We start from the raw sequence: 21,923 nt of genomic DNA, 5'->3' as shown, positions 1-21,923 counted from the left end.
AACGCGCTTGCTCAGAAAACGGGCGGAACTTGGGTGATCTCTGTGAAGCGATGCCAGGCGGCGAAGCGTGTAGCAAGCTGTTTGCGATAGAGCGAGGCGCGTAGCAGGTGTCGCTTCAGCGCGAAGTGCTGCCGGATCGGACCGAAGCTCGATAGGAAAGCCTGCGTGCGCTCTGGACTGATGACTGTTTTCGGCCCGGTTATTGACCCGCGCGCTGGCTTTGACAAAGATGTGCTTGACGCAAGCCAGTGCGGGAATCTCGGCTTTCGCCGCCCGATAGCTGCGCAGCTGGTCAGTAACGATCTTGCGCGGTACCTCAGAGCACGCGGCAAGCACGCGCCTGAAAAACCGCTTCGCTGCTGCCTTGTCGCGGTGCTTCTGTAGCAGGATATCGAGTCCAGCACCGTGTTGATCGACGGCGCGCCACAACTGGTAAGGCTCACCGCGCAACGTCACAAATACTTCGTCAAGGTGCCATGTGGTGCCGGGCTTGCGACGCGACGCTTTCACACGGTGTGCGAAGCACGCGCCAAACTTATCGCACCAGCGTCGTACCGTTTCGTAGCTGACGATAACCCCGCGCTCGAACAGCAGCTCTTCGATATCGCGCAGGCTGAGCTGGAACCTGAAATGCCAACGCACCGCGCAACTGATGACCGATGCAGGAAAGCGATGACCGTGGTACAGCGATTTTGCATTTTTCATCATGCGATCTTACCCGACCATCTCGATAACGTGACAATGCCGGTCCCGGATACTCTCTTCGCTCGATACGCTGATTAACTCCATCTTCGGCCCCTTCCGTACAGTTATTTACACAGGTCCAAGGCGCGCGATGATCGCGCTTCAAACCCAACTCCAAACCCTGAACCGGCCGCGTCGCATAGCCCGCGCGTGCGCTTGCGGCCGGGCGCATGATTTCCCACGTAAAGCGCTTCGATCCGACCGTCACCGTGCGCGGTAGCACGTCGATCCAGTTGCCAATGACGTCGCGCACCTTCGCCACCTCGAAATACTCCACGCCGACGGTTACCGGCGCGCCCGCCTCGCCATAGTGCCCGATCTTGTCGGACGCCGCGCGCGCCAGCCGTACGCGGTAGTTGCGCCCGCACGCAACACCACCCTGCGCGTGCACGTAGTGCTCCCACGCGACCGAAGCGTTTTCGCGGCCTTCGAAGGTCGCTACCCTGTTCACCGCGTTATGCGCCGCGATCACGTGCTTTGGCGCATCGGCCGGTACGCTCTGAACGCGGCGCAGTTCGCGCCACACCGTAACCGGTGGTCCGCCAATCTGCTGAAACTGGCGAATGCGCCAGCGCGTCGCCCACGCTTCGACGCGCGCCGATGTCTCGAGCGAATCATTTCCCTCGAGATCCTTCTTGAGCCGGTAGCCGTCGATGTTTTTCGCCACGTACTTTGCGATATAGCCCGCAGCGGTGCCTTTGGCGGGATCCATGGTTTTGAAGTCGCACCGTTTCTCCTGCGCGCCGGGTTCATCACCATCGACCGCGAGCGCGTAGCGGCGCACCATCGCGCGAACGGTCGCCTCATGCTTCGGTTCGTAGAAAAACAGGCAATGCCAGTGCGGGGTTCCGTCATGCTGGGGTTCAGCAATGCGGAACCCGTAAAGGTTCACCTGTCGCCGCGCGAGCGCTGCCCGGATGCGCGCCCATACCTTCGCCAGATAGCGCTGTGCTTCGTCCGGGGTCGTGCCGTCCCATTCGCCGTTGCTGCGCGAGCGGCCGCCGCGCGCGCCGACGGTCGTCATTCGGTGCATTTTTGACGGGCACGTCATGGTGAGGAACAGCCCCGCATGCCCGGTCGCGATGGCGATGCGCTCAAAGCCGTTGATGCGTGTCATCAGTTCCGCGCGCCGGATTGCCGCGTTCGCCGGTCCCTTCGCGGCGAGCTCCGCCAGCGTGAATTCCTGTTCCGTTTCGACGTTGCGCGCGCTGGTTGCCGCGAGCGCGGCCGCGTTGCGTTCGTTCTGCCACTGCCGGTCTAGCTTCGACACGTCCGACACGTAGCACTCCCGGCCGCGCCCGACGATGCCCAGCCTGATTGCCGCCGATTCGCGCGCCATCGCATGCGCGCGGCGCATCCGCCCCTTCCACCAGTGCGCCGCCACCATGCGCCGCACGGCGGGCACGTCCTCATAGCGCTCCGCTTCCGGTGCCGCGATGCCATCCGCCACACAGAGCCGCGCGAGCGCCGCGCGCTGTTCGAACGCATCGAGCTCGGCCGGGCTTGCCGCCGCGCCCGCCGCGCGTACACAGTCGATCAGGGTCTCGGTCGGGTATTTCTGCTGCTCCGCTTCCAGCGCGATCAGCTTCACGCGGCACCGCTCCGCCGCGTTCCACGCCGCATTACAGAGTTCGCTGTCGGACGCATCAAGCGGCAATGCTTTCGACACGGGCCGCATCAGCGCGACGTCGGCGCGTAGCTGCTCGTTGGCCTTGCGCCGTGCAATCCCTTCGCCCGTAGTCGCAAGGGGATTGAACGAAGCACGGCGTTTCTCCCACGCCGATAGCAGACGGGCCGCCCACGGACGCGGAATATCCGCGACCAGTGAAGCGGCCCATTCATGCTCCGGTGTGAGTCGTGTAATCACAGGTCGAACGCCATCTGATCATGCGGCACGAGAAAAACTCTCGCCTCGCATTCGACGGCGCAATACCCTCTAGCACCTGCGAATGCACCGCATTGGCTGGGCGCGGCCCGACCGCGCACACGATGCCGCGCCACCCGTCGATGTAAGCGTACAACTCGCCGGTCGCGTCGATGCGTACACGGTCGCCGGTGCGGAATTTCGAGAGTAGCGCGACCATGTTTCAGCCCAGACGGGTCAGGTCGTCCGCGTGCGCTGTCGCGAACTTCACCGGGTTTGATGCGTCCGCATCGAGGCGGATCGTGTAGGCGTCTGCCGACCGGTCTGCCGCCTGAATCACGCCCGCACGCCCTGCGTCCGGATGCTTGCTGTCGGCCTTGATCAACACGTTATCCCACGGTTGCATGTGTGCTACTCCTGAAAGAATTGAGCGCGCGCCGGGTTGGTGTCGTGCGGTATCGGGAAATAATCGGGTCGAGCGCCTCACTCCGCGCTCGGTCGCTCGCCGGTGAGCGGCGCGGTGCCCATGCAACGGCAAAGGGATCAGTCGTCACAGTGGGTTCAGGCTGTTTTAATGCGCCCCGACGCACGTAACATTACGTCACGCTGGTGTAACTAGTCAATACCGCGAGACGTTGCATGCCATTGACGAGTTGCGTAAGGTAAACGCGGGTTCTCTTGACAAGCGGGATATGCATGAAAACGACAGTGGAATATCTGGACGCGGCTAAGGCGCGGTTGAGCATTGATTCCGACTATGCCGCCGCCAAAGCGCTAGGCGTGACGCGTGCCGCGGTTAGTCGGTATCGAACCGGTACGGGCACTTTTGATGACCTGACCGCCGCGCGCGTGGCGGAAATACTTGGCGTCGCGCCGATTGAAGTTATTGCCGCCGTGAACTATGAGCGAACCAAGGACGTTCGCGGGCGTGCAGTGTGGGAGTCGATCTGGGGAAAAGCGGCGGGGGCTATCGCGCTGAACTTGATCTTGTGCGCGGTTGGAGTGTCGGTAACCCCCACTTCCGAGGCGGCGGAATCAAGAAGTGAAACGATGTCCGTGAATCGGCACTGTCACGTTAATTTGCTCGCGACGTAAAACAGTGGGGGGCAACGCGCTTGCTCAGAAAACGGGCGGAACTTGGGTGATCTCTGTGAAGCGATGCCAGGCGGCGAAGCGTGTAGCAAGCTGTTTGCGATAGAGCGAGGCGCGTAGCAGGTGTCGCTTCAGCGCGAAGTGCTGCCGGATCGGACCGAAGCTCGATAGGAAAGCCTGCGTGCGCTCTGGATCGCGAAAGCCACGCATGCGTCGCTCGCGTTCGCGGGTCGGCTGATGACTGTTTTCGGCCCGGTTATTGACCCGCGCGTTGGCTTTGACAAAGATGTGCTTGACGCAAGCCAGTGCGGGAATCTCGGCTTTCGCCGCCCGATAGCTGCGCAACTGGTCAGTAACGATCTTGCGCGGTACCTCAGAGCACGCGGCAAGCACGCGCCTGAAAAACCGCTTCGCTGCTGCCTTGTCGCGGTGCTTCTGTAGCAGGATATCGAGTTCAGCACCGTGTTGATCGACGGCGCGCCACAACAGGTAAGGCTCACCGCGCAACGTCACAAATACTTCGTCAAGGTGCCATGTGGTGCCGGGCTTGCGACGCCACGCTTTCACACGGTGTGCGAAGCACGCGCCGAACTTATCGCACCAGCGTCGTACCGTTTCGTAGCTGACGATAACCCCGCGCTCGAACAGCAGCTCTTCGATATCGCGCAGGCTGAGCTGGAACCTGAAATAAGTGTTCAGGCGAAACTGATTTGAAATTTGGTGCCATAGCCAGCGAGCAGTTTGCGAACTTCATCGTCGATGGTTTCCTTCGTCCAGGTGACGAAGTTGCGCCAATGGTATTTGGCCTGCTTCCAGAGGATCTCGATCATGTTCAGTTCGGGACTATATGACGGCAGGTAGAACTGCATGCGATGCTCGCGTAACCAGCGCTCATGGACTTCAAAATCGATGGCATGATGGATCGAAGCGTTATCGAGTACCACCACTGTCGGACGTTCATCGCCCTGTCGGGCGACCTGCTCAAGGAACTCGATGACAGCGTCGCCCTTGATCGATGAACTCGCGACATGGTAAGCAAGTGTATTGGCGCCGAAGTCGAGCGCGCCGAGCACCGAGCGCCGGCAATGGAAGCGAGGTTCGACACAATGAGGAAGGCCGCGCGGTGACCAGGCCCTTTGCACGGGAGGCGAGGCAGCAAAGCCGGCTTCATCGAGATAGACGAGTCGGACCGCGTTGACACGCGCGGCGCATTGCAGCTTGTCCAGTGTGGCCGATTTCATTTCGAAGTCTTCCTGGTTGCGCTTTTTTCAGCGAGAAGCGGTTTCGCTTGAAGGAGAAACCATTGCGCCGAAGGGCGACCGACAAGGTTTCCAGTACGCACGGTATCGGCTTGCCATGCGCAGCCTCAATGCGTTTCGCGATTTGCCCGAGCGTCATGGACTCCGTGCGTGCAACTTCCATCGCCGTAGCGAGCATCGCCTCGGACAACGCACGAGGGCGACCGCCTCCGTGACCGGACAGCAGACCACACAAGCCTTGTTCCTTCCACAAGCGGGACCAGTTGTAGATCGACTGCGCACTGACATCCAGCGCGGCCGCGGCCTTGGGTGCACTCAATCCATTGTCGAGCAGCAGCAGGCCCGCAGCACGTGTGCGGATGTCTCGATGCCTATGGTTCACGGACATTTGCTGCAAGGTACGCCTTTCAACTTCGCTCAGCTTGATGATGCACTTCATAGAACGGGGTTCGAGTTGGAATCCTTACTCAAACGCCCGAACTTCCAAACCGTTTACCCGGAACACTTACCAACGCACCGCGCAACTGATGACCGATGCGGGAAAGCGATGACCGTGGTACAGCGATTTTGCATTTTTCATCATGCGATCTTACCCGACCATCTCGATAACGTGACAATGCCCTTTGGACGCACCATGCGTGTGCTACAACACGGTGCTTGCCGCTTTGAAAGTGAGAAAGCCCCTATCTGCAAGGTTACGCGGGGCCGCCGGCTCCTTGAATGGGGTCTGTTCGATCCCGGCCTGACGCAGCTTCTCACCAGTCGCCTCGATCAAAGTTCCGCCTTCGGTCGTCTGCGCATTGCCAGAACCTTTTGGCCTTGTCGAAGGGGAGCGTTATAGTGCGTTCACACGAAAATTGGAAAGCGATCTTGAGACGCGGTAGAGCTGGCGTTCACTACATTACTGAATGATCGTTCAGTGTCACGTGTGGCTTCAGGCACCTTAGTCAGAATCATATCAAAAAAACCGCCCGAGTTCTGGAAATTTAAATGCGACGACGTGAATCGCGGTCACATCTTAAAAGACTACGTTTTATGAAGTGCAATCGAATTATAACTACCATAATTGCATTATTGGATTGGCAATGAATTGCATAAATTTATAATGACAATACCGAACTTGGATACTCATAAGATCATAATATTTTTAATTTATAATATATAAAATACAGTTGCGCCGACCGCTGTCTCGACGGGGCTTAGGCTTATTTCGTGAAGTAGCAAAGCACTCATATAGGTGCGAACAAAACACAAAAGACATAAAAACAACGTAAAAAAGCAGCTTGATTAACAAAAGGGGACGATGCACACATGACGGACGCACGACAGAACGGGGAAGACAATCTCAATCCATGCCAAGCCCAACATCAACTGTAAGGGTTCTTTCTAAGACACCCCTTTAATCAGGTATCACGGGCGTATTCGCGATGATGTCAAATGTTAAAGGGCGCGAGCGATAGTAAACACAACCGTTTACACCCATGTAATCAGTCACCGGAATAGTCAGGACGTGTTCGATATCATCTGCGTCGACCTCAGAGCATCCCATGCGATGGTATTCAGCTACTATTTTGGTCTTGGTGGACCTGGCGTCAGTTGGCGCAATATCCAGCGCCACAAACTTCTTCATCTCGTCTTGCCAAGAACACATCCAGTCTGGAATATCTGTAAGTCCACCACGAAGCGCACATTCATCTGCGCGAGATTTCGGCAGATAGATGTATGCCAGTTCTGCGGAATCTCCGTCCATTTGAATGCATTCTAGTGGGCTGGCGAACAGTGGACTGTTAATGCACGGGTTGTTTTCGAACTCTGCTAATATGGCTTTATCGATGTCGCAGCCAGCATCGCGCACCCTTGCGACCCAAGATTTCTGTAGCCGTTTTAGTGTCTTCAGATAGTCGTCGTTGTAATCCTTCACCGCCAGCTCGATATGGGCAGACACCAGTCCTTTCCAATACTTTCGGGGTTGCCAGACAAGGCGTTGATATGGGGGTATCTCTGCCATCAGGAGTTTGTTTGATATTGCCTCTGGATCTGGTATGCGAATGTCATGCCTTTATATAAAATGGATTGGATGCTTGTGACGTCATTGCGTTCGGGGATTTCGTGATATTTTATACTTCCGTGCAATGCGTTGTTGGCCTTTCGGTGCCAGATAATAATACCGACCTCTTCCATGGTTCAGTCGGTCATATTCGGCTGCCCTTTCAATTATGCGAATGTCATGCCTTTGTATAAAATGGATTGGATGCTTGTGACGTCATTGCGTTCGGGGATTTCGTGATATTTTATACTTCCGTGTAATGCGTTGTTGGCCTTTCGGTGCCAGATAATAATACCGACCTCTTCCATGATTCAGTTGGTCATATTCGGCTGACCTTTCAATTTTTGTGATTGATAATAACGTGATCCTTTGAAAATTTCCTTTTCAAAGGAAGCTGTTTTTTGGCCCTTTGAGCTGCTGTAGACAAGTCATCCTTGAATGGGACGTTTTTTTGGTTTAACTAGCATCTGACTGGCTCTCTTTGAAGGGGACAGGTCAGTGCGGATTGAACTGGTGGATCCGAGCCAAGAGGCATACATAAGGCGCGCACATGTCGCTAGCCGGATTAAACGCCATCATCGCCTCATAGCCAACGATCAGAATCAGGCGCATCAACGGCCGTGTGCGATTCGGTCACAACGAAACCTCGGCGTTCACCGCGTCCCACGGCGCGGTCAGACGGCCTGCTTCGCGCACAATAAGGCCAGCGTTCTCGAGCATCACCACGTCCTCGTAGACACGCTTGTAGTCCCGATCCAGCGCAGTTGCCAACGCCTTCACGCTCTCTGCGCCTTCGCGATGTAGATGACGAAGCATCTCAAGGCGCTTCGGCGACAGTGCAGCCAGCATCTCCTCAAGAGACAGAAACGTCACGTGCCGCTCTTCGAAATCCTCGCCTGCCTGCACACGGTTGAACGCCGCCGCGAATCGACGACCCATATCCCGCGCGCCACCAACATGCACGTTCATTTTGCTCATGATTCACCTCGCTCACGTTCAACATCATCTAGAAAATCAGCCACCATCTGCTCAGGCGTCGAAAATTTGTACGGCTCTTCCCGATCCCGGTAGTGCCGGTGGTCACCTTTGCCTCGCTCGTTGTCGTAGCCGATGATTCGCTGACCAGCCCGACCATAAAACAGGCTGTACTTGAGACCGTGCGGTCGTTCGCCGTCGCTCTCCGGTAATCGCCAGATGCGCATTTCGAGAATGGCTCCATCCGGGTAGATGGTTCGGTCCTCGAACAGGAGGGTGGCTTTTTTGTTCATATGGCGCAGGATGCCATACCGCTCTTATGGCGTCAAGCGCCATAAGAGCACATGGTTACTCGGCGACGCGGTTCTGCGCTACGTAGTCGAGCCTGATCAATGCGGAGAGCCTTGCGTGGCAGAGCTTTGAGGCCGAATTGGTGTTGTGAGATTTGCAGGATCCTGGCACATTATTGATCAGGCAATAAAATGTTGAAATCAAGCCGCATAACGGACAGGATCATGCTGGAAGTATCGCCGGATGCGTTCGGGTGGCATTGTCACGTTATCGAGATGGTCGGGTAAGATCGCATGATGAAAAATGCAAAATCGCTGTACCACGGTCATCGCTTTCCTGCATCGGTCATCAGTTGCGCGGTGCGTTGGCATTTCAGGTTCCAGCTCAGCCTGCGCGATATCGAAGAGCTGCTGTTCGAGCGCGGGGTTATCGTCAGCTACGAAACGGTACGACGCTGGTGCGATAAGTTTGGCGCGTGCTTCGCACACCGTGTGAAAGCGTCGCGTCGCAAGCCCGGCACCACATGGCACCTTGACGAAGTATTTGTGACGTTGCGCGGTGAGCCTTACCAGTTGTGGCGCGCCGTCGATCAACACGGTGCTGGACTCGATATCCTGCTACAGAAGCACCGCGACAAGGCAGCAGCGAAGCGGTTTTTCAGGCGCGTGCTTGCCGCGTGCTCTGAGGTACCGCGCAAGATCGTTACTGACCAGCTGCGCAGCTATCGGGCGGCGAAAGCCGAGATTCCCGCACTGGCTTGCGTCAAGCACATCTTTGTCAAAGCCAGCGCGCGGGTCAATAACCGGGCCGAAAACAGTCACCAGTCCAGAGCGCACGCAGGCTTTCCTATCGAGCTTCGGTCCGATCCGGCAGCACTTCGCGCTGAAGCGACACCTGCTACGCGCCTCGCTCTATCGCAAACAGCTTGCCACACGCATCGCCGCCTGGCATCGCTTCACAGAGATCACCCAAGTCCCGCCCGTTTTCTGAGCAAGCGCGTTGCCCCCCCACTATTACGTCGCGAGCAAATTAACGTGACAGTGCCGCGCAGAGCAATGTGCGCCGAGATGACATCGGCAAAAGCGTCGGTGCAGGCAGCGTCGATGAGATCCGCACGATGCAAAGTAGCCAATGTGTCCGCAGCCTCGCGCAGGAACGGATCCCAGGTCCTGGACCATTTCGGAACTGCGCCAAAGGTTTCTTGCGAGACTTGCCCGAGTATCCCTGGTTCGAGTGCGATAACCCATCCCTCTGGATCGTCGTCACCGACCGTCGCCAGTTGTGCCCCCGCCGGAACAACGGCCACAAAGGGTGAAACTATCCGGATGGAGTGGTTTATCCCGAGGTCGTCGCAGCCCCCTGCCTGCACAATAGTGTGACCTGTCGGTATAAGGAGCCGCGGCCCCCGCACCGGTTCCAGCCCGCCATTGCTGACAGCGACGTTCATCGGTTGGCAGCGTAACGGGTGATTCGGGGTAGACATTGTCGTTTGCGTCATGACAAGTGGAAATCTCCGTGTTGCCTCGTCGCATACCCAAACTTACATTGAATGCAAGGAAGTAAGGCCGATTCGTCAGATGGGAAAAAGCTACCCGACTTCGTTGATGGAGTTGCTGCTGAGCCGTATCGCTGGGTAACTCGGGACGACGCCCGACGCGCTGTTAGCAAGGATTATGAGCATCCCTCGCTCCTGAAGGCATTCCGCAAGTTGACGCTCGCGCCGAATCAGCAGCGTTCGAAAGCAGTCCGGCGTGCGAAGCGGCATGTCGTGCGCACGCGCATCCGCGATCAGCGTCGACGGACGTGGCTTGGGGTAAGGCGCTCACGCTTGAATCGAGGATCCTGATCGTCGCGGCCCGACCCCGTATGCGGGCTCAGAGATGACACACCCTGTCTAAAGGCTGCTCGAAGACGGTCTAAAAGGTACGGGACGCGACCTGGGTGCGTTGCCTGAGACGGTTGACCTACGACCCCGAACTGTCACGAGAATCGCCGCCCGGGGTGTCTTTCGTGAACGGTCTCAATGCCATTGCGCATGAGGCGCAGGGCTTGTATGCCTATGGCGGCAATCCCGTCATGCCGCTTTAGGACTGAGGACGCAACACCTGGATTGGCGACCGGATTACGCGGCATCGGAACGAGCCCTAAACCGGGTTAGCGCACAGCGATTGCTTCTGCTGCACATGGCGGTGCGGCTCTGTGCTGGGGTACGGGGAATGGCGCTGCGTCACAAGCTTTGTCGTACTCGTGGCGCAAGCTTCAGGCTGCCGCGCGCGACCGCATTGCCTTGTGCACTGGCTGTGCCGCGCGGCAAACGCATCCACCACGGACGATGCGGGACTGATGTCAGTGATGTTCGCTGTAGTTGGACCTTGGCGCCGGTGTGGCGCGTACCTTCGCGTATTGAAACTCAGGCAGGGCCTTGATCGCATCTTTCGTCGCACCGGCAAGCACCAGTTTGCCATTGTTGAAATCGAGCTGCTCGATCGGAATGGCCACGTCGTGATGCGACACGCCCAGAAACTGGTTTGCCGCAATAATTGCAAACGATACCGATCGATCCGGTGCCACAATAATGTCATGAATAACACCGACACGCTCACCCTTCTCGTTGAAGACCGGCTTGTCCATGAACGACTTTCTCACGCTCCAGCCTGCCACGATTGCGGCCGACTCTTCCACACTGACACCAAGCGGCTGGGCGCCGGCCACCTGGGCGTGCGCGTCTAGAGGGAGTTCCGAGCGACGACGCGAGCAGCCATACAAGCAGATGCTTTTTCATGAGATTCCCTTTGTCCTCTTCGCGGTTTCACGGTGCGACACCGGGCCAGCAGTGAACAGGCTATTGCTGAACCGTGAGTAGCGTAACTTCATGTTAGGACGCCTAAAGGCAAGCCGCTATAAAAAAACGATGATGGATCGTGGTATTTCGGCTCATCCGGGCCGCCAATCTGCACGCCATATCGTGGGCTTCATGAATGAACGGAGGATTGCGGAAAGCATGGCAGAAACGCGAAAGAATCGCAGAAGCGCTAAGCCTAGAATGCAGTTCATCATCTAACGTAGAGGTGGAGTCAGACATGGATGAACTGCTTGGGCGGGCCTGGTGGATGCTCATTGTGCGCGGCACCGTAGCACTGCTGTTCGGCACTCTGGCTTTATTCTGGCCCGGTCTTACGCTTCTACTGCTTGTCACTCTCTTCAGCGCTTACGCAATCGCCGGCGGCGTTGTCGCGATCGCCGCGGCCATTCGCGACCGCGCGACGCACGGCGGCTGGTGGGTACCCTTGCTGCTCGGCATCTGCAGCATCGGCGCCGGTGTCATAGCGGCGCTCGTGCCGGGCATAACCACCCTCGTGCTGGTCGCCGTAATCGGCGCAAACGCAATTATCACTGGCGTATTCGATCTGATCGCAGCAGCCCGGCTGCACAGGCGCCTTCGCAATGCGTGGATGCTGGTGCTGACTGGAGTGCTGTCCCTGCTTTTCGGCATCTTCGTGCTGCTCTTCCCGGGCGCCGGCGCACTAGCGCTCGTCTGGCTGATCGGCGTGTATGCGTTGTTCACGGGGGCGCTGCTGTTTGTACTCGGCATGACTGCCCGTGCCTGGCATCATGGCGGCCTGGCCGGCGAGCCACACGCGCCAATGCATCCGTAAATGCACCACTCACGGGCACTCCGGGAGTCTCAAGTTCAGGGCCCGCGTCCGCACGCGCGGCGCGCACGCACGCCATGCCGCGCCTGCTGTGACCTTCGCATCCGGAGGTCGAATGGACCGCCCGTCATTTCCAGGCTCTGGCCGCGGGTCTGCCACAGGCCTGCCTCACGTAAGGAGAGTCACATGCATCTTGATCTCGAAAAATGGAATCCATTCCGGTTTCTACGCTCACACCCGGCGCAAAAAAGCGCATCGGGCGACGCCGCTGGGCCCCGCACCAGTCAGCAAAGCGCGCAGCAAAATGGGCAACACACTGGCGGCACGCAAACGGGTAACGGGCCACCGACGGTAGCCGCTGCGGCGCCGGTAGCACTTGCGCTTGCCAGCTGGCCGCTGCCTGATCCGATTCACCTGTTTGCCGAATTGATCCGCGATCCGTTCGGAGGTCGTGGACCGCTCGGAAGCTGGTTCGGCGACTTCAGCGCCAGCGAGTTTCAACCGCGTATCGACGTCACCGACGAGGGCGACGCACTACGTATCGTCGCCGAATTGCCGGGCATGACCCGCGACGACGTCGAACTCGAAGTAATGGAAGACATGCTGATCATCAGCGGCGAAAAACGCTTGGAATCGACGAGCGAAGAGCAGGGATGCTATCGGGTCGAGCGGTCGTTTGGACACTTTCAGCGCGCGGTCCCGCTGCCCACGGGCGTCGATCTCGATCGGGCAGAGGCCAGATTTGAAAACGGCGTGCTGACGCTGCGCGTCCCCAAAGCGGCCGGCGAACCGGCAGCGAAGCGGCGCATCGAGATCAAATAACACCGTCCGCGCTTCGCGATTGGGCCTGCCGTGAAATAACCCGCATGAATCTCGTGGCGCCGCTACGCTCGTTCGGACCCCGGAATAAATCGACGAGGCGATTAGTAGACTTTCCAATTCTGGCAATGGGGCGACTTGCTCGAGCTGGAGGAGGTGCTGCCCGGCAGCGACGAACGACCCGAAGAGGCAGCGAGCGAGCGTGAAGTGCGCTCGCTCACGGGCAAGCTGCCGGGCCCATTTCCCAATGGGTGGCGGCTCACGGTGCTGCCCGTATAAGAAGTGGACGATGTGCGCTTGCCGCATGTCGCGGTACGCCCGATACGGACGAAGCTACCGTGCGGCGCGGGCCCAGCGCCCGAACAACGGAGCATCGGAATAAGCAGCGAGATTAGATATTTTCCACCCACCCCAACCCATTACCCGCGCGGCAAGCAATGACCGCATGGACGAAAAGGAGATCATCATGGCCGAGTGCATCGTTTGTGGAAAGCCCGCAACCTCGCAGATCACGATCACCGAAAACGGCCAGCGCCGTCAGCTGACGCTGTGCGATGAGCACTACATGGAATTCATGGCGCGCAATCAGCGCCGCCTCTCGCCGCTCGAGTCCCTCTTTCACGGCGGACTGTTCGACAGTCTGTTCGACGATATGTGGCCGCAGATGGATACCGGCCGCGGTAGCCGGACACGCCTCGGACGCTCGCCCGGACAATCCGGCGGCGCGGATCAGGGTAACGGCGCCGGTAGCGGGCAAATGGGCGAGTCAGCGGGCGGACACCCAGGCGGCCGCGCGCGCCGGCATCGCCGGGCGCGTGAAGCGGTGGACCTGCAGACGTACCTGAGCCAGAGCGGTCTGGACCGCCTGCAAGCCGCGGCGCAAGCCGCAGCCGAGTATGGCAAGAACGAAGTCGATACGGAACACCTGTTGCTGGCGCTCGCCGATAACAACGTGGTGCAGGAAATTCTGCGCGAATTCAAGCTTGATCCCGAAGAGATCAAGAAGACCATCGACCAGACTGCGCCGCGCGGCACTCGCAAGGAGTCGGGCGACAACGTGCAGATCGGCGTGTCGCCGCGCGCCAAGAGTGCGCTGGAAAATGCGTTGAGGACGTCGCTGGAACTGGGACACAGCTACGTCGGACCAGAGCACATTCTGATTGGGCTCATCGAGGAAGAAGACGGCTTTGCAGGTGAATTGCTGCGCAAGCTCGGGCTGTCGCAGCAATCGATGCGGCAAAAAGCAGTCAAAGTGGTCGGTAAGGGCGCCGAAGACGGCAAGATGGAAAACCGCTCCACCACGCCCACGCTCGACAGGTACGAGCGCGATCTCAGCGCGCTTGCGCGCCAGGGGAAGCTCGATCCGGTGATCGGCAGTGACAAGGAAATCGAAACCACCATTGAAGTGCTCGCGCGGCGGCGCAAGAATAATCCGGTGCTGATCGGCGAACCTAGGGTGGGCAAGACCGCTATCGTCGAAGGTCTGGCGCAGCGCATTGCCCAGGACCAGGTGCCGGAAGTGCTGCGCGGCAAGCGCGTGGTCGAACTGAATATCAATAGCGTCGTGGCTGGCGCGAAGTATCGTGGCGAGTTCGAGGAGCGCGTCAAGCAGGTACTGGATGAGATCATCGAGAACCAGGATCGTCTGGTTGTATTTATCGACGAACTGCATACGATTGTCGGCGCGGGCCAGGGCGGCGGCGAAGGCGGCCTCGACATCGGCAATGTCTTCAAGCCGGCGCTCGCTCGCGGTGAGCTGCACCTCGTGGGTGCGACCACTTTGAACGAATACCAGAAATACATTGAAAAGGACTCGGCCTTGGAACGGCGCTTTCAGCCCGTGATGGTGCCTGAGCCTAGCGTCGAGGAAACGATCGAGATTCTGCGTGGCCTGCGCGACCGGCTCGAAGCACATCACAAGGTGAAAATTACCGAAGAGGCGATCGCCGCAGCGGCAAAGCTTTCGGACCGCTACATCGCCGCGCGCTTTTTGCCCGACAAGGCAATCGATCTGCTCGATCAGGCCGCGGCCCGCGTGCGCATTTCGTCGAATTCGCGTCCGCAGTCATTGCACGATGTCGAGGCGAGCATCCGCCGCATCAGGCAGGAACAGGACGCGGCCAGCGGTGCAAAGCAATTCGATAAGGCCAAAGAACTGGAAGGACAGCTCGTCGCAGAACAGAAGCGCCTGCACGAAGCCACCGAAACATGGAAGAAGGAGCGGGGCACCAGTTCGCAGGAAGTGACGGCCGAAGACATTGCGCAGATCGTTTCGTCGCTCACCGGCGTGCCGCTATCTGAACTCACGGCCGAGGACCGTGAAAAGCTGTTGCGACTGGAAGACCATCTGAAGGAACGCGTGGTCGGCCAGGATGAGGCCGTCTCCGCGGTCGCGAAAGCGGTTCGGCTTTCGCGCGCCGGTTTGACAGAGGCCGGCAAGCCGACTGCGAGCTTCCTCTTTCTTGGGCCTACGGGCGTGGGTAAAACCGAACTCGCGAAGGCGCTTGCCGCTTCGGTGTTCGGCGACGAGAACGCGCTGGTGCGCATCGACATGAGCGAGTATTCCGAGCGTCATACGGTGGCGCGGCTGGTTGGCGCGCCCCCCGGATATGTCGGCTACGAGGAAGGCGGGCAACTCACCGAGCGCGTGCGGCGCAGGCCATATTGCGTGGTGCTGCTCGATGAAATCGAAAAGGCGAACTCGGAGGTACACAACATCCTGCTGCAACTGTTCGACGAAGGTCGGCTCACCGACGGCAAGGGACGTCTGGTCGATTTCACCAACACGATCATCATCGCGACCAGCAATATCGGCTCGCAACTGATCCAGGACAACATGAAGGCCGACTCGAAGCAGCTCGACTATCCTGCACTGCGCGACCGGTTGATGGAAATGCTGCGGCATCATTTCAAGCCCGAGTTCCTGAACCGGGTCGATGAAGTCGTCGTGTTCCATGCGCTCGGCAAGGAGCAGATCCGCCGTATCGTAGACCTGCAACTTGCGCGCGTACGGCGTACCGCGCTGGCCCAAAACATCGATCTGTCGTTTGACGACGCGTTGCGCGATCATCTTGCGCAGATCGGCTATGACCCCGAGTTCGGCGCGCGGATGCTCAAACGCAAGATCCGTCTCGAGGTGGAATCGCAACTTGCCGATGCGCTGTTGGGAGGCGACGTGCGCGACGGCGACAAGGTCAAGATGACTTGCGATTCGGGTACGCACTCCGTGCGTGTGCAGAAAGGAGGATCGCCCACGGAAACGTCGCGTGAGGCGTCGAAGCCGGCACCGGCGCATGCTTGACGCGGCTGCGCTGCTGGCATCCCGAAGAGAAGAACGCGAGGCCGCCCGCCCGGGCGGCCTTGCCGTCAGGATTCAAGCTCACCCGCGACGATTTCGTCGCGATAGCACCAGATCCACGTTTCGCCGGGCTCGATTGAACGCACCAGCGGATGACCGGTCGCGTGAAAATGCTTGCTTGCATGGCGGTTGGGCGACGAATCGCAGCAGCCGACGTGTCCGCAAGAAAGACAAAGCCTCAAATGTACCCACGGCTGGTTGAGCTTCACCCAGTCCTCGCAATAGTCGATGGACGTGTGGAGAATCCGGGCTTCGCCCAGATGCGTGCAACCAGGGGTCATGATCGTGCTCCTCGGACAGGTGCGCGCAGACGCGCGCGGATCAAGGTTGCGCTTCTCAAGCGCTATTGAGGTAGCGATGTACCAGCGCCACAGCCATTGCCCCCTCGCCAACTGCCGACGCCACGCGTTTGATCGACGCATGACGCACGTCGCCCGCGGCGAATACGCCGGGCATGCTCGTTTCCAGATGCAGCGGCGCGCGGTCGAGCGGCCATTTCAAGTCCGTTCGATATTCCTGCAGATCGGGACCGGTCACGAGATAGCCGGCTTCATCGCGGACGACGCCGACTTCCTTCGCCCATTCGGTCTGCGGCACACCGCCGATGCAGACGAATAGCCAATTCGTTTTGACCGTGCGGGTCTGGGCGGTTCGCACATCGGTCAACGTGATCTCCTGCAACACGTCGCTGCCTGCGAGGGCGGTAACTTCGACGCACGTGCACACTTCAATGTTCGACGCCGATGTAATGCGATCCACCAGGTATTGTGACAACGTGTTCTTAAGCGATGCGTCACGCACGAGCATGAAGAGACGCGGTTGGCGGACTGCGAAAAATGCATGGTGAACCGCCCCGGGTTTTCCGGAGACTCCACTTCTTGAGAAAATGGAGCTATGGAAAACACGAAGAGGAAATCCCCAAGATACTCGCCGGAAGTGCGTGAGCGGGCTGTGCGAATGGTGCTGGAACATCAAGGCGACCGGGAATCGCAATGGAAAGTGATCGCGTCGATTGCGGCGAAGTTTGGCTGCTCGGGCGAGACGCTGCGTAGCTGGGTGCGCAAGGAGGAGCGGGATCGGGGTTTGCGCCCGGGCACGAGTACGCAGGAGCAGGATCGGCTCAAGGAACTGGAGCGGGAAGTACGTGAGCTTCGGCAGGTCAATGAAATCCTGCGCAAGGCGTCAGCGTATTTCGCACAGGCGGAGCTCGACCGCCGACCGAAGTGATGATCACGTTCATCGATGATCACCGGCACGTCTACGGGGTCGAGCCGATCTGCAGGGTGCTGCCAATCGCACCGTCGACGTACTACACCCATGTGGCTCGCCGCGCCAATCCTGACCTGGTGCCGCCGCGGGCCCAGCGTGACAGGATGCTCAAGGATGAGATCCGGCGCGCGTGGGAAGAAAACTTCCAGGTCTATGGCGCAGACAAGGTCTGGACGCAATTGAAGCGCGAAGGCATTGTCGTGGCGCGCTGCACGGTCGAGCGGCTGATGAAGCAGATGGGCCTGCGCGGCGTGGTGCGGGGCAAGACGGTACGTACGACAGTGAGCGATGGTTCGACGCCGTGCCCGAAGGATCTGGTGAAGCGGCAATTCACGGCCGAACGGCCCAATGCGCTGTGGGTTTCAGATTTTACCTATGTATCGAGCTGGCAGGGCTTCGTCTATGTCGCGTTCATCATCGACGTGTTCGCCCGACGCATTGTCGGCTGGCGCGTGTCGAGCTCGGCGCGCACGGACTTCGTTCTGGACGCACTGGAGCAGGCCTTGTACGAACGACAGCCGGCGCAGCAGGACGGGCTGATCCATCACAGCGACCGCGGCGTGCAATACGTATCGATCCGCTATACGGATCGGCTGGTCGAGGCGGGCATCGAGCCGTCGGTGGGCAGCGTGGGCGACTCCTACGATAACGCACTGGCTGAAACGATCAACGGCTTGTACAAGGCAGAGGTCATCCATCGCCTCGGACCGTGGCGCAATCTGCAGGCCGTTGAAATGGCGACGCTCGAATGGGTGGACTGGTTCAACAATCGTCGGCTCTTCGGCCCCATCGGCAACATTCCACCCGCGCAGGCCGAAGCCGCTTATTATGCAAATCTCGCTGGGTCTGCCGCCGTGGCATGACTCAAGCAAAATAGTCTCCGGGAAACCCGGGGCGGTTCAAACCATTGTGTTCGATTTGCAGAAGGACCTCGCCAGCGACTTCCATTAGGGCCTGCAGGCGCATACCGACCTGCGAAAAACGGGCCGGACATAAGCGTGCTCCCTTTACCTGAAAGCCAAAAATCGCAACACTGTTTGCAATCCGGGAGGCGTCCACATAAGACCTTCCTTAACTTGACTGAGCCGCTCATTCGCTTCCGCAATGATCGTTTCGCTATTGCTTTGGGCGACTCTTGCAGCAATGGGGCACCATGTTCCTCGGTAATCCGGTTATCACCGGCGCTGCATTCTAGTCGTCGTTGTGGGCGCCCGCCATAAAGGCGAACGGACGTGATCCGATAGACCTAAATCCTGAGCGCGATAGGAGATCGAAGTGCCTAAGAGCCGCTTACACAAGTCATCAACGAAGCGCGAGCAGATAACGGCAGCAGCCAGGGAAAGCAAAGCACTATGAATGTCGAGACGCCGTTCGAAACGAATGCGCAGTTTGCCGAAACCGGCAAACCATGCATGCGTGCGCTCGACCACCCAGCGATGCCGCCCGAGCCGCTCCTAGCTTTCCACGCCGCGACGGGCAATACGGGCCGTGATTCCGCGCTGCTTCGGGTAACGCCGACAGCGGGCAAAGTCATAGCCCGTGTCCGCACGCAACTTGCCCGGGCGTTTGCGGGGCTGGCCATTAAGATCCGAGACTGCCGGAATGGCATCGAGCGTGGTCTCGAATGCCATCGAGTGTCGGTTGGCGCCCGTGACCGTGATGGCCAGTGGAATGCCGCGCGCGTCTACAACGATGTGCCGTTTCGACCCGAGCGTTCCCCGGTCTGTCGGGTTGGGGCCGGTTTCCTGGCCCCCCGGGGGCTGGCAACACTGGCAGCATCGAGGCTCGCCCGTTCCCGTCAATCTGGTCGTGCTCACGCATCCGGCGAAGCATTGCCAGATGCAGTCGTTTGACGGTTGCGAACAGTTTGTGAAAAGGCAGGAAATACGCGACGCGCTGCTCGCGCTACGAGGAGACCAAATGTCGCACTGACAAAAGCTTTTGTCAGCCGCTCTAATTGCGAACAGAAGTTCCGGGACGAGGTGGCAAAATGCTTGACCGCAGCACCGGCACAGGAGATCGGGCCGATGTCGGATTTTTGGAACGACGGCGTGAAGTTCATCGCGACCGCCCTCGGTGGGATCGGCACGTTTTGGGTCGGTGGCCGAATGTGGCGGCAGATCGACCGGCGTCGCCAAGCGGAAAGCGAAGGAGGCGCGGAGATCGTCAAGGCCGACGCGGCCGGCCAGGTCGAAGCGATCGCCTGCTTCGAGCGTCTGGCCACGCTGGCAGAGGAGAGGGCTGGGCGGGCTGAGACGCGCGAGCTTCTGGCTGTGAAGCGCGCCGATCGCGCCGAAGAGCTTATGCGCGCCGCCGAGCGCTGCGCTGAGGAGGCGGAATTGCGAGCGCGCAGCGCCGAGGCGGAGGTCGAAGATTTGAAGCGCCCTATCACCCGTGGTGATCGGCGATCGGGGAGCGACTGATGAGGCAAATTTGTGACTGGACCTGGCGGATCTTCATTGCCCGCCTGCTTCGGCTCCAGTCGCGTGCGGGCCATCGGCTATCCGATTGCATCACGCAGCCGGACATGGCCGCGTTCGCGGCCGCGCAATTCGGGGGCTGAACGCACTTTCACTTCGCCGTCATCGCGGCATCACCTTAGGAGAGCAACTTGAACTCGACCCAGTTATTGAAATTCGTCGCCTGCGTGCTGGCATTCGGCGCGTGGGCGGCGCTGGTGATGATGGGCAAAGCCAACCCCGATCAGCTGGTTGCGGCGTTAGCGCTGACCATCACGGGCCTCGGTGTCCACGGGGCCAGTACATCCACACCCGGCACCGCAGCCACCGCGCCCCTGTCGGCCCCGGAACTGCCACCCGAGCCTCCGTCATATCCGGCGGCCTCCGCCGTCGCGCCCACGACGTCCGCGCCCGGCCCCGCAGCGACCACGCTACTGTCGCCCGCAGAACTGCAATCCGAGCCGTGGTTATATCCGGAGGTGTCCGCCGTCGCAGCGCCAACCCCGGCACAAGTTCCGCTGGTTGCACCAACGACCTTTCTAGCCGCTGCGGCTGCTCAGCCGACGTTCCAGTGATCCTTCGCGCGCTCGCGCTGCTCGCGTCCAGTGCAATGTCCGGATGCGCGTCGCACCGGTATGCCGGGATGGCTTGCTATGAAATCGAACCGATCACTCAAAGCTGCGGCATCGCGACCAGTTGCTGCATGTCAGGGTGTGGAATGGCAAGAACATGGGGACCGTTGACGCGAGCTTCACGCGCTCGGCAAGCGGCGATTACAGCATCTCGCTCCGGGAGACCGACGTTCAGGCCTTTCAGAGGCAAGTGGCAGCCGCCAGCGCAGCCGTGACGGCAATGGAAAATCCTCAGGTAAAAGATCCCTCATGAAACGCAAATCTATGCTGCTCGCGGCAGGGCTTCTTGCGGCTGTCGCTCTCGTCGGTTGCAAGTCGCTTCCGACGCAAACACTCGCGCAGATCGCGGCGAATGTCTGCCTAGGCGTCCAGCCCGAGATTAACGTGCTCACGAAGTCGGGCGTCTTTACTCACGGCACAGAGGCCACGCTGACCAAGCAGGTGCAGCCGGATGTCGACGCGGTTTGCGCGTCCGGCTCCGCGGTGACGACTGTCAACACCCAGAAGCTCGTGCAGCCGACCGTGCCTGTAGTGGTGATTGTCACCGGCATTGATACCGTGTTGTCATTGCAACCCGCGACGCCGGCGCCGACGACGGCGAGCGCGGTACTCGAATCATGAGCAAACGAATTCGCGTCGCATTGAGCGGATCCGGCTTTCGCCTAGGCGCGCATCTCGGCGCGCTGCAGGCGATCGTCGATGCCGGGTATGAAATTGTCGAGCTGGCGGGCACATCGGGAGGCTCGATAGTCGCGGCGATGTTCGCCGGAGGCATGAAGCTGACGGACATGCGTGAGCTCTGCATGAGACTCGACTGGTCGTCAATAATGCGGTTCTCGCCGTGGGCCGTATTGCGCCACCAGGCACTCTGCAGGGGGAAAGCGCTGGAGGCGTTCCTTGAGCGCGGAACGGGCGGCCGGACGTTCATCAACTCACCGCTCGATCTGAAGATCATCGCGGCGGATCTGCTGACGGAGCGCGAGTTCCTGTTCAGCCGCGCGACGACGCCCACGGTCCCGATCGCCGTCGCAGCGCGCGCGAGCGCGTCGATTCCTCTGGTCTTTCCGCCAGTTGCGTGCTCCGGCGCGTTGCTTGTTGACGGCGGCACCTGCGACAACGTGCCAGCCAGCGACCTGACGGTCGACGACGTGCCGCGCGTGGGCATTTACCTGGTGTCCGACGACACTGCACTGCGCCCCGGCAATCACGGCCTGCGCACCCTCGCCCCGCGGATCATCGACCTGATGCTTGCGGCAAACGAGGCGGCGCACGTCGAGCTGGACGCGAAGAACGGAGCGACCATCGTGCGAGTGCAAACGGGCTATGCAAGTTCGTTCGACAGAAACATGGCGCCAGCGGTGCGCAGGCGGCTATACAACGACGGCTATGCCGCAACGAAGGCTGCAATCGGCGCGATGGCACTGTCACGTTAAATTGCTCGCGACGTAAAACAGTGGGGGG

The 21,923-nt window shown here is 59.6% G+C and carries 23 protein-coding genes, 5 pseudogenes and 1 other annotated feature; of the genes and pseudogenes, 11 read left to right on the top strand and 17 right to left on the bottom strand.

The genetic code is table 11. From position 1 onward, the window contains the following. Positions 1-11 precede the first annotated feature (11 nt). The 4 genes and pseudogenes from QFZ94_RS33125 to QFZ94_RS33110 all read right to left on the bottom strand — a co-directional run bounded on the left by QFZ94_RS33125 (position 12) and on the right by QFZ94_RS33110 (position 3,014). Positions 12-642 (bottom strand): annotated as a pseudogene (locus QFZ94_RS33125) (IS6 family transposase). After that, a complete protein-coding gene (locus QFZ94_RS33120) occupies positions 536-2,611 on the bottom strand; it encodes a replication endonuclease (RefSeq protein WP_429462172.1) in 2,076 nt (691 codons plus the stop codon). The pseudogene QFZ94_RS33125 and the gene QFZ94_RS33120 overlap by 107 nt, the downstream one beginning before the upstream one ends. Then, positions 2,583-2,828: a hypothetical protein gene (locus QFZ94_RS33115; RefSeq protein WP_429462170.1), complete on the bottom strand. Its 246-nt coding sequence runs from the start codon at positions 2,826-2,828 to the stop codon at positions 2,583-2,585. Before QFZ94_RS33115 ends, QFZ94_RS33120 begins: the two co-directional genes overlap by 29 nt. 3 nt (positions 2,829-2,831) lie before the next feature. After that, positions 2,832-3,014 carry a hypothetical protein gene (locus QFZ94_RS33110; protein WP_429462168.1) on the bottom strand — a complete coding sequence of 61 codons (183 nt, stop codon included), beginning with the start codon at positions 3,012-3,014 and terminating at the stop codon, positions 2,832-2,834. Positions 3,015-3,304: 290 nt separating this feature from the next. Between QFZ94_RS33110 and QFZ94_RS33105 the strand changes: the two genes are divergently transcribed. Beyond that, complete coding sequence (locus QFZ94_RS33105) at positions 3,305-3,703, top strand: helix-turn-helix domain-containing protein (RefSeq protein WP_429462166.1); 399 nt, start codon at positions 3,305-3,307, stop codon at positions 3,701-3,703. 24 nt (positions 3,704-3,727) lie between these two features. Here the strand turns inward: QFZ94_RS33105 and QFZ94_RS33100 are convergent, their stop codons facing one another. The 7 genes and pseudogenes from QFZ94_RS33100 to QFZ94_RS33070 form a co-directional block, all read right to left on the bottom strand. Continuing rightward, the gene (locus tag QFZ94_RS33100) at positions 3,728-4,417 is read right to left on the bottom strand and encodes an IS6 family transposase (RefSeq protein ID WP_429462220.1); all 690 of its coding nucleotides are present in this window, start codon (positions 4,415-4,417) and stop codon (positions 3,728-3,730) included. Beyond that, positions 4,396-4,941: an IS630 family transposase gene (locus tag QFZ94_RS33095; RefSeq protein ID WP_429462164.1), complete on the bottom strand. Its 546-nt coding sequence runs from the start codon at positions 4,939-4,941 to the stop codon at positions 4,396-4,398. The genes QFZ94_RS33100 and QFZ94_RS33095 overlap by 22 nt, the downstream gene beginning before the upstream one ends. Then, positions 4,868-5,398 carry a helix-turn-helix domain-containing protein gene (locus QFZ94_RS33090; protein WP_429462162.1) on the bottom strand — a complete coding sequence of 177 codons (531 nt, stop codon included), beginning with the start codon at positions 5,396-5,398 and terminating at the stop codon, positions 4,868-4,870. Before QFZ94_RS33090 ends, QFZ94_RS33095 begins: the two co-directional genes overlap by 74 nt. Before the next feature lie 69 nt (positions 5,399-5,467). Next, a pseudogene (locus QFZ94_RS33085) lies at positions 5,468-5,539 on the bottom strand (IS6 family transposase); the annotation flags it as partial. Positions 5,540-6,358: 819 nt separating this feature from the next. Beyond that, positions 6,359-6,904, bottom strand: coding sequence for a RolB family protein (locus QFZ94_RS33080; RefSeq protein ID WP_429462160.1), 546 nt, complete (start codon positions 6,902-6,904; stop codon positions 6,359-6,361). 735 nt (positions 6,905-7,639) lie between these two features. Continuing rightward, the gene (locus QFZ94_RS33075) at positions 7,640-7,984 is read right to left on the bottom strand and encodes a hypothetical protein (RefSeq protein WP_429462158.1); all 345 of its coding nucleotides are present in this window, start codon (positions 7,982-7,984) and stop codon (positions 7,640-7,642) included. Continuing rightward, positions 7,981-8,274: a toxin-antitoxin system TumE family protein gene (locus tag QFZ94_RS33070; protein WP_429462156.1), complete on the bottom strand. Its 294-nt coding sequence runs from the start codon at positions 8,272-8,274 to the stop codon at positions 7,981-7,983. The genes QFZ94_RS33075 and QFZ94_RS33070 overlap by 4 nt, the downstream gene beginning before the upstream one ends. A 294-nt stretch (positions 8,275-8,568) precedes the next feature. On the opposite strand from QFZ94_RS33070, the pseudogene QFZ94_RS33065 reads away from it, so the two are divergent. Continuing rightward, positions 8,569-9,262 (top strand): annotated as a pseudogene (locus QFZ94_RS33065) (IS6 family transposase). On the opposite strand, the gene QFZ94_RS33060 reads toward QFZ94_RS33065, so the two are convergent. Next, positions 9,237-9,719, bottom strand: coding sequence for a hypothetical protein (locus QFZ94_RS33060; protein ID WP_429462154.1), 483 nt, complete (start codon positions 9,717-9,719; stop codon positions 9,237-9,239). The pseudogene QFZ94_RS33065 and the gene QFZ94_RS33060 overlap by 26 nt on opposite strands. An 899-nt stretch (positions 9,720-10,618) precedes the next feature. Further along, positions 10,619-11,054 (bottom strand): annotated as a pseudogene (locus QFZ94_RS33055) (PRC-barrel domain-containing protein). A gap of 298 nt (positions 11,055-11,352) precedes the next feature. Here QFZ94_RS33055 and QFZ94_RS33050 point away from each other — a divergent pair. The 4 genes from QFZ94_RS33050 to QFZ94_RS33035 all read left to right on the top strand — a co-directional run bounded on the left by QFZ94_RS33050 (position 11,353) and on the right by QFZ94_RS33035 (position 16,045). Further along, positions 11,353-11,928, top strand: a complete 576-nt coding sequence (locus tag QFZ94_RS33050; protein ID WP_429462152.1) for an HdeD family acid-resistance protein — start codon at positions 11,353-11,355, stop codon at positions 11,926-11,928. A gap of 183 nt (positions 11,929-12,111) precedes the next feature. Beyond that, positions 12,112-12,747, top strand: a complete 636-nt coding sequence (locus tag QFZ94_RS33045; RefSeq protein WP_429462150.1) for an Hsp20/alpha crystallin family protein — start codon at positions 12,112-12,114, stop codon at positions 12,745-12,747. 135 nt (positions 12,748-12,882) lie between these two features. Further along, the gene (locus tag QFZ94_RS33040; protein WP_429462148.1) at positions 12,883-13,023 is read left to right on the top strand and encodes a hypothetical protein; all 141 of its coding nucleotides are present in this window, start codon (positions 12,883-12,885) and stop codon (positions 13,021-13,023) included. Between the two features lie 187 nt (positions 13,024-13,210). Continuing rightward, entirely contained in the window at positions 13,211-16,045 is a 2,835-nt protein-coding gene (locus tag QFZ94_RS33035; protein WP_429462146.1) for an ATP-dependent Clp protease ATP-binding subunit, read from the top strand. A 65-nt stretch (positions 16,046-16,110) separates the two neighbouring features. Here the strand turns inward: QFZ94_RS33035 and QFZ94_RS33030 are convergent, their stop codons facing one another. Both QFZ94_RS33030 and QFZ94_RS33025 read right to left on the bottom strand, forming a co-directional pair. Next, positions 16,111-16,383 (bottom strand): UBP-type zinc finger domain-containing protein, encoded by a 273-nt coding sequence (locus tag QFZ94_RS33030; RefSeq protein ID WP_429462144.1) that lies wholly within the window; start codon positions 16,381-16,383, stop codon positions 16,111-16,113. 55 nt (positions 16,384-16,438) lie between these two features. Continuing rightward, positions 16,439-16,909, bottom strand: a complete 471-nt coding sequence (locus tag QFZ94_RS33025) for an NAD(P)/FAD-dependent oxidoreductase (protein WP_429462142.1) — start codon at positions 16,907-16,909, stop codon at positions 16,439-16,441. Positions 16,910-16,996: 87 nt separating this feature from the next. On the opposite strand from QFZ94_RS33025, the gene QFZ94_RS33020 reads away from it, so the two are divergent. After that, positions 16,997-18,234 (top strand): IS3 family transposase gene (locus tag QFZ94_RS33020; RefSeq protein ID WP_429462140.1). Its coding sequence is split into 2 segments (ribosomal slippage): positions 16,997-17,300 and positions 17,300-18,234, totalling 1,239 coding nucleotides; the frame shifts between segments, so codons are not numbered across the junction. Next, positions 17,287-17,403, top strand: a sequence feature (AL1L pseudoknot). It overlaps the preceding gene by 117 nt. A gap of 429 nt (positions 18,235-18,663) precedes the next feature. Here QFZ94_RS33020 and QFZ94_RS33015 read toward each other — a convergent pair. After that, a pseudogene (locus QFZ94_RS33015) lies at positions 18,664-19,222 on the bottom strand (IS5 family transposase); the annotation flags it as partial. Further along, positions 19,185-19,433 (bottom strand): hypothetical protein, encoded by a 249-nt coding sequence (locus QFZ94_RS33010; RefSeq protein ID WP_429462138.1) that lies wholly within the window; start codon positions 19,431-19,433, stop codon positions 19,185-19,187. The gene QFZ94_RS33010 and the pseudogene QFZ94_RS33015, both read right to left, overlap by 38 nt. Here QFZ94_RS33010 and QFZ94_RS33005 point away from each other — a divergent pair. The 4 genes from QFZ94_RS33005 (at position 19,399) to QFZ94_RS32990 (ending at position 21,895) form a co-directional block, all read left to right on the top strand. Beyond that, on the top strand, positions 19,399-19,794 hold the full coding sequence (locus QFZ94_RS33005) for a hypothetical protein (RefSeq protein ID WP_429462222.1): 396 nt from the start codon (positions 19,399-19,401) through the stop codon (positions 19,792-19,794). The genes QFZ94_RS33010 and QFZ94_RS33005 overlap by 35 nt on opposite strands. 188 nt (positions 19,795-19,982) lie before the next feature. Continuing rightward, positions 19,983-20,405 (top strand): hypothetical protein, encoded by a 423-nt coding sequence (locus QFZ94_RS33000; protein WP_429462136.1) that lies wholly within the window; start codon positions 19,983-19,985, stop codon positions 20,403-20,405. Between the two features lie 321 nt (positions 20,406-20,726). Beyond that, positions 20,727-21,083 carry a hypothetical protein gene (locus QFZ94_RS32995; protein WP_429462134.1) on the top strand — a complete coding sequence of 119 codons (357 nt, stop codon included), beginning with the start codon at positions 20,727-20,729 and terminating at the stop codon, positions 21,081-21,083. Next, a complete protein-coding gene (locus QFZ94_RS32990) occupies positions 21,080-21,895 on the top strand; it encodes a patatin-like phospholipase family protein (RefSeq protein ID WP_429462132.1) in 816 nt (271 codons plus the stop codon). Before QFZ94_RS32995 ends, QFZ94_RS32990 begins: the two co-directional genes overlap by 4 nt. Positions 21,896-21,923: the final 28 nt, after the last annotated feature.

Origin of the sequence: Paraburkholderia sp. JPY465, from assembly GCF_050436725.1 — a bacterium.
Classification (GTDB): domain Bacteria; phylum Pseudomonadota; class Gammaproteobacteria; order Burkholderiales; family Burkholderiaceae; genus Paraburkholderia; species Paraburkholderia youngii.
Note: the sequence above shows the minus strand (reverse complement) of the source record. Positions and strands in the feature narration are given on the sequence as shown.